Here is a 13,137-nt window from a genome sequence, read left to right on the forward strand (position 1 = left end):
AAAATGCTTTGCTCCTGCTCTGGCAGACCGGCAAAGGCGTCGGCCACTTGCTGGCTGCTGATCGGCAGGTCGTAGCCGCAGTACGAGAACACATAGCTGTCGCTGGGGTAGTCGTCAGCCGAACACAGCTTGTCCATCATCGTCTGGGGCAGACGCTCCAACGATGTTTCCCGGCTGGCCCGCCGTTTCATTTCCCGGATGTAGTCGATTGCCTCATGCTTCAACACGGTTTTATAAAAGGTATCAAGCCTGCACCGTTCGCCATAGCCGCGGGGGTTGGTTTCCATCTTCTCACACCCTTTCGCTGGGGGATGGTGGTGGTACTCTCCCTTTCCGCTAACAGAGCGTTCAGTGGTACAGGTTTTGCGCGCAAAACCGCTTTCCGCAGAGAAAAAAGTGAAGAAAATTTTCCAGGCCGCAGGAAACGACGAAAACCGCCCGGCAGGTCATAGACCCACCGGGCGGTTTGCACTGTATAGTTTGCTATATCTGCATTGTATAGTATAACTTCATAGCCGCAATTCCCCCAGGCGGGGAATGGGCTTTTTTTAACGGTTCAAATACTGTCGAATTGTGTCGAGCGGCTATGTACTTCATGGCGGCTACCTCCTGTCAGCCGCCGCACCTGCCAGCGTTACCGCATTGCTCTCTATGGAGATAAAAAAGAACGGCGGCTTCGATTTCTCAAAGCCGCCGTGATTTGGGTATGCGGATATAGCTGCTTGTACGACGGCTTTTTTTCTTTTGCCGTCGTGCGGCAGTCTTTACTCTTGAATTACCACACACTCACCCGAGCTGGTTTGTACTTCTCTCTGCATGTGTTCGTTAAATTCCGTCTGCGGGTGTTCGTCAAATTCCGCTTGGCTGAATTTCTCTACGCCGGTCAGCGTTCCATTCCCGGAAGTGTTCAGATTTGCAAAGTCACGAACCGTATAGATGTCGATTGAACCGTTTTCGTTCCACGAACTGCGGATTGCACCATGGAAATTTCCGCCGGTTAGGCTCTCGCCATTGGATGTCAGCACATCTTGGAAGAACCGTACTTTTTCGCCGTTGAAATACCACTGGTCAATGCTGGCATCATAGGTAACACCAAATGCGGCATATTCGTCTGCTATAGCCTGTGCTTCATCCGGCGTCAGCGGCCCACCGCCAGCGTAACACACATCTCTTGGCGGGTTCTTTATGGCATTGATGTCCCGTTCAGCAAATTCCTTATCAGAAAATTCTTTCAATCCAACTATTTTGCCGCTGGGGTCAAAGGAGCCGTCATCATTTTGAATGAGGTTACTAAAATCCCGAACAGCATAAACATCAACCACTCCGTTCTCGTTGAAAAAGTCTATGCCTGCCCGCTCTTCAGCACTCAATTCGTAATAATCTTCAAACCATCTGACCAACTTCCCGTTGTAATACAACACATCTTTATCCGAATCGTAGACCATGCCAAATTCTTCATAGTTCTTGAGCTGCTCCTTCAACACCGCTTCATCGTGGGCAGCATCTTCGACACCATTTTCTGCATAGGCCACATCGTACATAGATGTCGACTCCGAGGGCAATGCGGATGTTTCACCGCTTCCATGCGGAAGTACCGATGCAGCAGCCGCACTACATCCGGCAAGGCAGACTACAAGAAGCAGGGCCAGAAGTGCATATGAGATTTTCTTTGTGTTTTTCATTTGAAAACACCATCCTTTCTTTGAGTGTACCTAAAGAATACCACCCTTTTTTGTGATACATTTGGGATTAGTTTGTGATTTATGTGTAGTTGAAAAGCGGCGGGGCAATCGCCCGCCGCTTTTCTATATCTGTCAGATTGTAAAAGAAAACTTTACCCCGGCCTGTGTATTGCAGACCGTACATTCACTTCCATGCAGGTGTAGTATCTCCTGCACGATATACAACCCTAACCCGCTTCCACCCGTTGTCCGGCCCCTTGACTGTTCTACACGGTAGAAAGCATCAAACAACTTCGGAATACTATCTGCTGGTATGTGTTCTCCCATGTTTTCAACAGAGAATACTGCCCGCCCATGTTCCGACAGCGCAGAAATCCAGATGTCCGCCCCATGCGGGGAATATTTGATTGCATTCCCGATAAGGTTGGAAAACACTTTTTCCATTAACATTTTATTTCCGCTTATGGAAAGAGACAATGATATATCAAGGTGTATTTGCAAATCTTTTCCCGCGATTAAATCCTCTGTTTCATTCAAGTAAGATTTTATAATTTGGATGCAGTCCAAACGGTCTTTCTTGAAATCGGCCCCCGCAGTTTCCAAACGTGAAATTGTCAATATTTCTTGAACCATCGTTTCCAGCGTGTTGGCAATTTCCGGCACCATTGTCAGATATTTCTCCCGGTCTTTATATGCACCGATACCAAGTAGCATCCCCTCTAATTGCCCTTTCATAATTGTAATAGGCGTTTTCAATTCATGGGATACCGCCGAAAAGAAATTTGTACGTGCCTGTTCCAATTTCTTTTCATGCTCAATATCGGCTTCGAGTCTCTTGTTTGCGTTTTGCAAATCAGAGAGGGTGACAGAAAGATTGTACGATAGCCTGTTCAGGCTTTTCCCCAGTGTTCCCAACTCATCAGTCCGTTGTTCATCAACCGTCCAATTCAACTGCAAGTCAGACATCTTTTCGGATATGCGGCTGATTTCCAGTACAGGCTTTGTAATCATACAAGAGTAAAGCGAAGACACAATAAAAGCAACTGCTAAGACGATTAATAGGATAAACGGAAATACATGGATAAAAGACTGCTGCAATTCCCCGATTTGTTCTGCTGCTCCGTAAACGATGAGCATATATCGCTCATTGCTATCAGAAAAGGAAAAGTGGTAGCTGCCCGACAGAAGGGGGGCAGTTTTGCACAACTCATTAATCTGCGTTTGCTCAATATACGCCGTGTCACCGTCCCACGCTTCGGCAAATAGTTCTGTTGGCAAGGGCACGAACTCACCTTTGCCATTATACAGTTCAACGGAATTGATTTCCGTATCTTGAAGAAGCTGGTCGAACAAACCGCCGCTATTCGGAAAAGCTACTTGCTCCAGTTCGGAAACAAAACGCTGCGCCCGTTCATCCAAGACTGTATTCAGCCTATTGGAATAGGTTTGCGGCATCAACCATGCTAATAAGCTAAATACCAATAATGACGTACATAAAAGCATCGCTGTTGTGGTGAGAAACACTTTTGCATATAAACTACTTTTAATTTTTCTTATCAATTTTATATCCCACCCCTCTGATTGTCTGGATAAAATCAATGCCCAACTTCTTCCGCAAGTTCTTGATGTGCGTATCAACCACACGCTCATCCCCATAAAAGTCATACCGCCATAGTTTATCCAAAAGATTTTGCCGGGTCAGAATACGGCCTTGATTAGTGAGCAGTTCTTTCAACACTTCAAATTCCCGTTGCGTCAATTCATAAGCGGCCCCGTCCACTGTGGCCGTATAATTGTCGCAATCCAAAATAAGATTTTGGTAAGCAATCGTTTTGTGTTCGTCCTCTTGCGGCCCGCCGCTCCGCCGCAAGACGGCGGCAATCTTCCGAATTAAAATCGGCATGGAAAAGGGCTTTGTGATATAATCGTCCACCTGTAAATCCAGCCCCCGGATTTGTTCTTCCTCGCCGCTTAATGCAGTAAGCATGATGATAGGAACCTGCGATTGCTTTCGTATCAGCTCACAGACGGCAAATCCATCAATTTTTGGGAGCATTACATCAAGCAGCACCAAATCAAATTGCGAGGCAGAAAATACAGGAAGGGCCTCCACACCATCGCTGGCTAAAATGATCTCATATCCTACCTCTTGCAGAAAATTCTTCAATAGTTCTTGAATGTCCAAGTCATCCTCGACAACTAAAATCTTTTGCACAATAACACCTCCAGGAAACAGCATAACATAGAATTTTGTGATTAGTGTGTAGTTTTCAAATTTCTCTTGTTGGCTGCTGGTAATATTTTAGTTCTATTGGCTGCATAAAACAAGGTACAAAGCACAAAGTCACCAGCGCATCAACCGAAAGGCGATGCAATGTCCAGAAGAACATCTGCCAGTTATTGAGAGAGTATTAGACGGGACTATCAAAAGCGAATAGAGGCCGCTTTGCAATGATGCAGAGCGGCTTCTATCTTTTGCACTTTTCAAGAAATTTCCTGTCTTTGGCGTACAGTTTTGGCATTCCAATTTGAACTATTATTACGGAGGACGGGGGGAGCGGAACAAGGGGAGAGGTAATGTAGCAAGCATATGATTGCCTCATATTAGGAAAATCTGTAAATTGCGGGGTTTCATGCGTTGGCGGGTATCAGCCCGCCTCGGCGGTATCGGTGGTATTGACTTCAATGTACTCGGCAACCCGGCGGAACTCGTCCGCAAACTTAAAATGAACACTGATATTGCCGTTTTCGTAAATCTTGATATGGTCTACCAAGTCCGTGAGGATTTCACGGGTGAGCGTTTCGATGCTTTGATACTTTGCAAAGGCTACCAGCGCCGGATGTTCCTTGTCAACGCCATTCAAGAGTTCCGCCCGTTCCGCGTTCAGCCGGGCCAGCACATCCGCAAGCTCGGCGGCCTGCCGCTCATAATCGGCTTTCATATCCCGGTATTCCTGCTGGGTGATTTCCCCGTCTTTCCAATCTTGATACAGAGACTGCTTGTAGCGGGTTATCCGGGTCAATTCCTTTTCCTTTGCGGCAATCTGGTCGTTAAGGCGGTGGGATTGACTTTTTTTCAGCGGGGCCGAATTGATACGGGCTATCAATTCCGAGTAGGAAACGGCGGTGTTCACTTGATATTGGATAGCGAACAGCACAGCGGCCTCCAGACGGTTGTGCTTGATAGAGTGCATGGAGCAGGCCGTCCGGGAGCGGTTTTTGTAAGTGGAGCAGGCGTAATAGATATTTTTCCCGCTCTGGCTGCGGGTGATGGATTTCCCACAGTCCGCACATTTCAGAAAACCGCTGAACAAGTGAACCTCCCGGCCTTTGGGGGATGTCCGGGTATCGCGTACCAGCAGGGCCTGCACCTTGTCAAAGGTTTCGTGGGTGATGATTGCCTCGTGGGTATCGGGGACGCGCACCCATTCTTCCTCGGGCACAGCCTGAATCTGGTGTACCTTGTAGCTTTTCACCCGGCGGCGGCCCTGTACCAAATCCCCGGTATAAATGGGGTTGGTGAGGATTTCATGTATCATCCGGGCCCCCCACATGGGGTCGTCCGCCACAGCCGAGGAAACGGGCAGGCCCTTTTTCCGGCGGTATGCCGTGGGGCTGGGTATGCCGTGTTCGTTGAGGTACAGCGCGATGGCCCTTTTAGACGAGCCTTGCAGGAGCATGGAATACACGCGCTTGACGATTTCGGCGGCCTCGGTATCGACCAAAAGTTGATGCTTGTTTGCCGGGTCTTTGATGTAGCCATAGGGGGCAAAAGAGCCGATATACTGGCCGTTGCGCCGCTTGTAATCGAAAACCTGCCGGATTTTCTTTGAGGTCTGATAACAATACTGGTCGTTCATCACATTGGTTATCGGCACAATAATGCTGTTCACGCTATCCGGGTTTAGGTAGCTGTCCACGCCCTCGGCCAAGCTGATAAAGCGGACGCCCATCTGCACAAAAAGGTTATCAATCAGACTGCCAGCATCACTGTAATTCCGGGCAAAACGGGAGAGGTCTTTCACCACAACGCAGGTAATTTTTCCGCTCATCACATCGCCCAAAAGCCGCTGGAAACTTTCGCGCTCCGTATCGGTTCCCGTGTGCCCATCGTCCACATACTCGGTGTAGCTTTCAAATTCTTCTGCATGATTAAAATGAAAATCGTTGAGTATGTCGCGCTGATTTTTCACGCTGTTGCTATCGTCAAGCCCCCGGTTGATTTTCTGTAAATCCTCGCGGGAGAGCCGGATATAGCCGCCCATTTTCCAGCGCCGGGTCGCATAGGTAGGGGGTAAAATCTGCTGATACCCTCTGTTCTTTTGCCTTGCCATTTGTCCTCCTTCCCTATCACATTACACTTATATTATAACTCTGATTAGGGGTATCGGCAAGGATGCCGCCGGGCATGAAAAGGGGGCGGCACTGTAAAAGTACCGCCCCAGCTTTGGGACATTTTGTCCCAAACTTGCATGAAATTTATAATATAGAAGTATCTTTCAAATTGTTTTGTAGTCTGCTTGCAAATTAGGACTCCGCGACAAATCGGAAGTTATTTATCCCCATGTTTTGATTTTTCTGTTTCTTCCTTGATGCTTTTGATTTCTTTCCAAAGTTTGTCCATCTCTCCATAGAGTACTACCGCAACACCAACAACAAGCCCGGCCAAGAGGATTAAACCAACATAGACGGGGTAAATAAAACTTTGGTCTGTACTACCGCCAATAATCGGTCTAAGTAAAATTGACCACACCCCACCCAGAGGCACGATAGCAAGAGACATTACCACCATAGCTGCTATTACTTTTTTCATCCTTTTATCTCCTTTCAAATTCCGCTTTATCTGTTTGTTTGGAAAGCATAGCATACTTTTATATCGCTGTCTACCCCCTCAGCTTTGGGACGTTTTGTCCCAAAGGTATAAAATCCGCGCCATGCCTTAAAACACGCAATTTACATGATATGCACAAACGGCAAGCAAGGCAAGTGTGGCCACACTTGCCATTTTTGACTGGCCGGGGGCCGTCAAAAATGCTTGTTGGGGTGCCTCCCCAAACCCGGCTCTTTGGGACAAAATGTCCCAAAGAGGTTGGCCGCGTCACCGCCGCTATCGCGTCTGTTCCTTATCGTCCCGCCCGTCCGTCAGTCCGAGCAGATGGTCGATATTACAGACTGTCATTGACAGAAGTAAAGGCGCGACACGATGAAAAGCACTACCCCAGCTTTGGGACATTTTGTCCCAAACTTGTTTGAAATTTGTAAAGCATAAGTGCCTTTCAAATTGTTTCATAGCCTGTTTGGGTATCAGTACTTCCCGACAAACTGAAAATGTAGCATTAGTAGCCCCAAGTCATTAAATTCCACTCCCCATTGTCCGCTCGGGCAAGCCACCACTGCCAATTTGTATATTCTGAATCTGCGTTCCATGCACCACCGCCAGCTTTTGGCGAATGAAAATCACTAACGAACTCTATGCACTGAGTAAATTCAGCGTTTTCATCTCCAAGGTCATTCATCCATTCTAAATTTTTTTCACTATTGCATTCATCTGATGTATAGCTAATACTATGTAGTTCACATCCCTCCCAAGTAGCAAACTCCTTTTCAATAAGTTCTATTGCCGCATCCATATCCGACTTTGAGTAGATGTCAGATTTACCATAGTCAATGGCAACATCTTTGATACTGTCACTGCAAGCTACCAATCCAAAAACCATTATCACTGCGGCAAAAAATGCAAATCCCTTTTTCATGTTTACCTCCATAACTTTCGATTTTTGATTAAAAGTATAGCGCAAAGTCAACCAAGTTTTATTGTTTATCAGTTAAAGGAGGATACGAAGGATTTGTAACAGAATACCAATAGCCCTCAATTAGTAGATAATGTATCCCACTGTTATCAATGATATATGAAAATCCAGGGTAATCACCTTCGGAAATTGAAATAGAAAACACTTCACTGTCCTCTGCTTTGTCTGGTGTAGCGTTGTTTTCAAAATTTTTAATTTCGTATTGAAGTCCATTTGTCCATTCTCTTAATACATCTAATTCTGCTCCATCTACAATCCAAGTTGAAACTTCGTTTGAATGGTAATGTGAAACTTCAACAGAAGATACATCATCTTGAATATATGCGGCGATTGGCCGCTGTATTGGAATTTGCGGCTGGTCGTCAATATGATTATTTATGATTTTGGGAATAGCAATAACAGCTATAAGGCAGAGGCAAGCTGCCAACATTCCCCATTTAGCTATCTTGCTGTAATTAGTCCGTTTATACGCCCTCGCATCTTGCACAGCTTCATCGTTAATCGCTCCAATAGCGTCCAGAACATTTTCGACTTTCATTACAACAGCGCCTCCTTTTCTAAGCGGTTTAGAAGATTTTTTCGTTGCCTGTGTAATATCATTTTCACTTTGCTTTGTGAAAATCCAAATCTTTGGGCAATATCTGCAATCGGGTCAAGATACCAATATCTGCAAATAAAAACCCGGCGTTCCATAGGTGATAGCGACATAACAAAATTGTCAATTAGCTGTGATAATTCTGCGGCCTCCACCTCATGCTCTACGCTTTGATTAGACGGAATACAATCAGACAGTTCATCAAGTACCAGCACGATCTCACCGCCGCCCCGCTTTTCCGCAGTACGGCCACGCCATTTGTCAATAGATATTCGCCTCGTGATTTTTCCTAAAAATGTTGAGAGAATAGACGGACGGTGGGGCGGAATATTATTCCGTGCGTCAAGGTATGTATCATTCACGCTTTCATCTGCGTCCTCAACATTTCCAAGAATGTTATAAGCGATGGAATAGCAGTAATTTCCATACTTTTTAGATGTTTCTGATATTGCGTTTTCAGAGCGCGCCCAATAAAGATTGACAATGCTAACATCTTCCATTTCCATACCTCCTTTGCCCTCAGATAGAGCTCTTCACCTATCTACTCGAAAAATAATCGGTTAGGTCACAAAAATTTTGAAAAAATTCAGAAAAACCGAACAAGCCTATTTTCCCTATATTGTATTGCTTTTTAGCGGCTTTATCAATGTTAGCTTTTGTGGAACAAATAGGGCACAGGACATATAAACATACCACCCCCCTGACAAACGCGCCCGGGAACCCTTGATACAAGCGGGTTTCAAACGCCTAAATGCTAACAGTCCAGCCGTGGAAAGTAAGCGGTTTTACAGCGCGTTCAACCCTATCCCCCCGCCCTTTCCCATTCATGGGAAAGGGGACGGCTCTGGAGGATATATCCCCCGCCGCGCCGGAGGGGTGGCACAGCCGGGGCAGGCCGTCAAGGGCAAGCCGCCGCAAGCGGCGGTGCTACGCACCCTTGACTGCCCACTCCCGCCTGTGCTCAATAGTAGGCGGCGACGGGGGATATACCACCAGAGCCCCTATGCAAAAATGCGTGGGGACAACGATAGCTTTGGGACATTTTGTCTCGAAGTTACCATGCGATATTTAGATTTTTCGGGTGGAATGGCTGGGGTCTGCTGGGGGCCGCCTTGATAACCAAAACAGGGTGGCCCCCAGTAGGCCCCGGCCATATCGCGCAAAAAAGCCGCCCTGTTTTCAAGGACGACTTTCTGCATAATGTGATAGTTTCAATCTATTTTCTTGTATTTTTGTCAAAAACCTTGCGCTTTCGTGTTCCTAATAAGAGTTAATCATAGGGAGTGTGGCCACACTCCCGAAAAACGGCCTAATCTGGCCCCAGCCGGGCCGTGTCCGTTTTGCTTGTTGGGATAGTCCCAAACCCTTATGCCGAGCGGAGACGATATTGGCGGAGATATGGCAGACACAGCGGCATACACTGACAGTCCAACGAAGAAAAGCCGCCTTGATAATGTGTCAGTCAAGAGTGGGGCAAAAATCGGGGTCAGGCGTAGAAAAAGTAGCTCCCGGAGGTATTGAAAACACAGGCTTTTTTCGTGGGTATCGGGAAGGGGCAAGGTGTTTATATCTGTTCCTCCGAAAATGGGGGTAACTCTTTCTACATAGCCCCGCTATCCGACACTTTGGCTGACATCCCTAAATTAGCCCACCAGTCTACGCATTTAGGCCCTATCCAGCGGCCTGTTTTCAGGACGTTCAAGAGGCGGTCGCACAAGGGGTAATACGATCTGACCCGCACCCTCAAAAATGGGTTTCTAATTGCGTATAAATGGACGGGAGAACCCCTGCCGCCAAGATAGGGCTGATGTGTAACGCTTTAGAGGCAAAACAGCCCAGCTATTTCAAGGCTTTCCGACCACGATCGATAGGGGGGCAGTACGATTTAACCTGCACCCGCCAAAACGGACTTCTAACGGCGTACAGAAGGACACAAAAAGCCAGGGCGGAAGGCCGACACTCCGGCGCTCCTGTCCTGGCTTCTGATGGACTGTGAAACTGTGCTGTCACACAAGAGGGCCGCAGGCCCTCTTGTGACACCCGCAGAAACCGTACACCCGCTTCGCGTCTGTACGGTTTCTGCGGGTCAGATAATGTTCACGATAACCCCCGCTGCTATTTGACCTCTCGCTTTTCGTTTCCGTTCCATTCCCTTCCGGTGGCTTTGCCGCTTGTCCTTCAAGGAAGGGGGTAGGGGAAAGGATAGGAAAGGAATGGGTAATTGATAAATCTTTACTTGATTTTTCTTTATTTACTTATATCTTTATTTTATTGCGTCGGATTTCCCGATGTTGGTTATTCCAACGCCGGTTGACTGGACGGCGGCTGGGGTTCTTCGTAGATAGTATACTCCGCTCCCCGCAGCCGTCCCCGGCTGTCCCGTTCCCTTGTTCGCACGATATACCCGGCCCGCTCCAGCTCATGGACGGCCTGACGGATGGCGTCGATCTGTTCTCGGTTGATATAGGCCAGTCCTTGCAGGGTGTAGTCCCACTTTTCCGGGAGACTGAGCATTTGCGACAGCAGGCCCTTGGCTTTTAGGGACAGTTCCCGGTTCCGCAGATGATGATTAGACATGACTGTGTAATTTGTGCTCTTCGCAACATGAAATACTGTCATTTCTGCTCCTTTCAGCGCATAAAGCGGCGTTCCCAGCCAAAGCGAGGCGGAGAACACCGCTTTTTTGTTTCATACATACCATGCTTGCCTGCCGTCCATACCCATTGATTTTCTTGTGTCTTGAGAAGTATCGTTATCTAACGCCGCCTTTCGACAGGCCCGCATGGAAACGGCTGGTGGCCGACATCGAAGCCGGGAAAGTAGCTCTGCTGCTGACGAAGGACATGAGCAGAATCGGGAGAGATTATCTGCAAACCGGTTTCTATACGGAAGTCCTTTTCAGAAAATTTGGTGTGCGCTTCATCGCCATTGGCAACAGCATCGACAGCGATGACCCCAGTTCCAGCGAGTTCGCACCGTTCGTCAACATCATGAGCGAATGGTATCTGCGGGACCTGAGCCGCAAGTAGCGAACCGCTATCCGGGTCAAGGGCGAGTCCGGCAAGCCCACCACCAACTGTGCCATCTATGGCTACAAGAAAGACCCAAACGACAAATACCACTGGCTGATTGACGAGGAAGCAGCGGCGGTTGTGCGACGCATCTTCTAGCTTACTATCGAGGGCCACGGGCCGTATGAAATCGCCACAATGCTCTGCGAGGCGAAGATTGAAACGCCTGCCACTTACTTTGCAAGGCAGGGGCGGGGTGTTTGGAAAAGCAGAGAGGACATCCCCCGGCCTTATAGCTGGAACGGCTTTGCGGTGGGGCAGATCCTCTCCAAGCCGGAGTATATGGGGCATACGGTCAACTTCCGTTCCCACAAAGAATCCTATAAGGATAAGCAGCCAATTTTTCATGCCCCGGAGGACTGGCTGATTTTTGAGGATACCCATGAGGCTATCGTGGACAAGGGCACCTGGGAACTTGTTCAGAAACTGCGGGGAACCCCGCGCCGTATTGATACGCTGGGCGAGGCGAATCCCTTGACCGGGCTGGTATTCTGTGCGGACTGCGGGGCAAAGATGTATAACCAGCGGACACGGGGCAGTGAGACAAAGCCGTATCCATCGGACGCCTATGAATGTTCCTCGTATAAACTTGCAGGGCAAAGAAGGACGGCTGTTTGCAGCAATCATCACATCTCCACAAAAGCTCTGCGAGCGTTGATTTTAGAAACCATCAAGGTCACCAGCGCCTACGCCATCTCCAATGAGGCTGAGTTCATTCAAAAGGTCCGGGCAGCGTCTGAGGTTCGGCAAGCGCAGGCGGCAAAGGACTTGAAGCGTAAGCTGAACAAGGATAAGCGGCGCTTTGACGAACTGGACACCATCATCAAGAAGCTGTATGAATCCTATGCGGTGGGCCGCATTGGAGAGGAACGCTTTGATACCCTTCTCACCGGATACGAACAGGAGCAGGCAGCGCTCCGGCAGTCCATCGCGGAAGGTGAATCTGCGTTAGGCAGCTTTGAACAGGACACCGCCAATGTAGAACATTTTCTTGACCTTGCAAGGAAGTACACCAATTTCTCAGAGCTGACTACGCCGATGATTAACGAGTTTGTTGAGAAGATTGTTGTTCATGCTCCGGACAAGTCCACGGGTGACCGGATGCAGGAGGTGGACATCTATCTGAAATTCATCGGTAAATTTGATGCCCCCATGCCGGAACCTACTCCAGAGGAGATCGCGGAGCAAGAGCGATTGCAGAAGGAGCGTATCCGAAGCCGGGAGAGATACCGCCGTTTGAAGGCCGGAGAGAATCTCAGCCCTCCTTTTGAGCGGACCTGCGCGACCTGTGCCAAAACCTTCTCCGCTCTGCGGCCAAACGCGAAATACTGCTGTCCTGCTTGCAGGCAGAAGGATTACCGCCGCATGGCGAGAGAAGCGAAGTCAAAAGTATCATGAATTTGTATCGGAGCGGTCCGCAATGCTGTGGACCGCTCTTTTCCATCACGAAGGAGGTTGAAAGTCCATGTGGAACTGCGATTGGGAGTACCAGCACCAGGATGTTTTGAAGAATTGCTACGAGCGCAAGATGGCTGGCAGACCCTATGGGAAAAGCGACCCCGTCGGTAAGATTATTTGCGAGGGATGCGGGTGTGTTTTCTATACGCGAATCTGGTCCAAAAAATATTGCTATTACAAGAAATGCGGCAATACCGGCTATAAAAAGCAGTTGATACAGCGGCGTTTGGCGCAGCCGCCCCGTACTCAGGTCTGCAAAGTGTGCGGGAACACATTCACGCCCAAGCGGTCAGATGCGCTCTATTGCAGCAATGCCTGCCGCCAGCGGGCGTATCGTCAGAGTGTTACGGGTAAAACAAGTGGTCATGATGGCCACTTGCCTGAATCGTAACAAAGCATGGTTTAAGGTGTTACAGATAGACGTAGTGGAACCAAATTCCACTACGTCACAGCCTGTCGAAAAAGTCTGCCCTTCGGCAGACTTTTTCATATAAACGAGGTAAAATAGAGCAGGGTGAGAA

At 48.2% G+C, this 13,137-nt stretch carries 10 protein-coding genes and 2 pseudogenes; 1 reads left to right on the forward strand and 11 read right to left on the reverse strand.

Going from position 1 to position 13,137, the window contains the following annotated elements:
- From D1159_RS17435 to D1159_RS19845, 10 genes and pseudogenes are all read right to left on the reverse strand, one after another.
- A partial coding sequence (locus D1159_RS17435) for a sigma-70 family RNA polymerase sigma factor (RefSeq protein WP_161846887.1) occupies positions 1–287 on the reverse strand: 287 nt, incomplete at its 3' end.
- Between the two features lie 477 nt (positions 288–764).
- Positions 765–1,682, reverse strand: a complete 918-nt coding sequence (locus D1159_RS17440; RefSeq protein WP_161846888.1) for a hypothetical protein — start codon at positions 1,680–1,682, stop codon at positions 765–767.
- A 132-nt stretch (positions 1,683–1,814) separates the two neighbouring features.
- A complete protein-coding gene (locus tag D1159_RS17445) occupies positions 1,815–3,242 on the reverse strand; it encodes an ATP-binding protein (protein WP_161846889.1) in 1,428 nt (475 codons plus the stop codon).
- Positions 3,226–3,897: a response regulator transcription factor gene (locus D1159_RS17450; protein ID WP_161846890.1), complete on the reverse strand. Its 672-nt coding sequence runs from the start codon at positions 3,895–3,897 to the stop codon at positions 3,226–3,228. The genes D1159_RS17445 and D1159_RS17450 overlap by 17 nt, the downstream gene beginning before the upstream one ends.
- A 433-nt stretch (positions 3,898–4,330) precedes the next feature.
- Positions 4,331–6,016, reverse strand: a complete 1,686-nt coding sequence (locus D1159_RS17455) for a recombinase family protein (RefSeq protein ID WP_161846891.1) — start codon at positions 6,014–6,016, stop codon at positions 4,331–4,333.
- Between the two features lie 218 nt (positions 6,017–6,234).
- Entirely contained in the window at positions 6,235–6,495 is a 261-nt protein-coding gene (locus tag D1159_RS17460; protein ID WP_161846892.1) for a hypothetical protein, read from the reverse strand.
- Positions 6,496–7,018: 523 nt separating this feature from the next.
- Positions 7,019–7,435: a hypothetical protein gene (locus D1159_RS17465; RefSeq protein ID WP_161846893.1), complete on the reverse strand. Its 417-nt coding sequence runs from the start codon at positions 7,433–7,435 to the stop codon at positions 7,019–7,021.
- Between the two features lie 58 nt (positions 7,436–7,493).
- Positions 7,494–8,030: a hypothetical protein gene (locus tag D1159_RS17470; RefSeq protein ID WP_161846894.1), complete on the reverse strand. Its 537-nt coding sequence runs from the start codon at positions 8,028–8,030 to the stop codon at positions 7,494–7,496.
- Positions 8,030–8,587 carry an RNA polymerase sigma factor gene (locus tag D1159_RS17475; RefSeq protein WP_161846895.1) on the reverse strand — a complete coding sequence of 186 codons (558 nt, stop codon included), beginning with the start codon at positions 8,585–8,587 and terminating at the stop codon, positions 8,030–8,032. The genes D1159_RS17470 and D1159_RS17475 overlap by 1 nt, the downstream gene beginning before the upstream one ends.
- A 1,596-nt stretch (positions 8,588–10,183) precedes the next feature.
- A pseudogene (locus D1159_RS19845) lies at positions 10,184–10,706 on the reverse strand (helix-turn-helix domain-containing protein); the annotation flags it as partial.
- Positions 10,707–10,855: 149 nt separating this feature from the next.
- Here D1159_RS19845 and D1159_RS17485 point away from each other — a divergent pair.
- Positions 10,856–12,556, forward strand: a pseudogene (locus D1159_RS17485) (DUF4368 domain-containing protein); the annotation flags it as partial.
- Positions 12,557–12,905: 349 nt separating this feature from the next.
- Here D1159_RS17485 and D1159_RS19360 read toward each other — a convergent pair.
- Positions 12,906–13,137 (reverse strand): hypothetical protein (locus D1159_RS19360; protein WP_207709193.1); only part of this gene is annotated, 232 nt, incomplete at its 5' end.

Source organism: Pseudoflavonifractor sp. 524-17, assembly GCF_009935845.1.
Taxonomy (GTDB): domain Bacteria; phylum Bacillota; class Clostridia; order Oscillospirales; family Oscillospiraceae; genus Pseudoflavonifractor_A.

Coding starts and splice junctions, on each gene's coding strand:
- D1159_RS17440 (WP_161846888.1), bottom strand. CDS start 1,682: ATGAAAAACACAAAGAAAATCTCATATGCACTTCTGGCCCTGCTTCTT.
- D1159_RS17455 (WP_161846891.1), bottom strand. CDS start 6,016: ATGGCAAGGCAAAAGAACAGAGGGTATCAGCAGATTTTACCCCCTACC.
- D1159_RS17460 (WP_161846892.1), bottom strand. CDS start 6,495: ATGAAAAAAGTAATAGCAGCTATGGTGGTAATGTCTCTTGCTATCGTG.
- D1159_RS17465 (WP_161846893.1), bottom strand. CDS start 7,435: ATGAAAAAGGGATTTGCATTTTTTGCCGCAGTGATAATGGTTTTTGGA.
- D1159_RS17470 (WP_161846894.1), bottom strand. CDS start 8,030: ATGAAAGTCGAAAATGTTCTGGACGCTATTGGAGCGATTAACGATGAA.
- D1159_RS17475 (WP_161846895.1), bottom strand. CDS start 8,587: ATGGAAGATGTTAGCATTGTCAATCTTTATTGGGCGCGCTCTGAAAAC.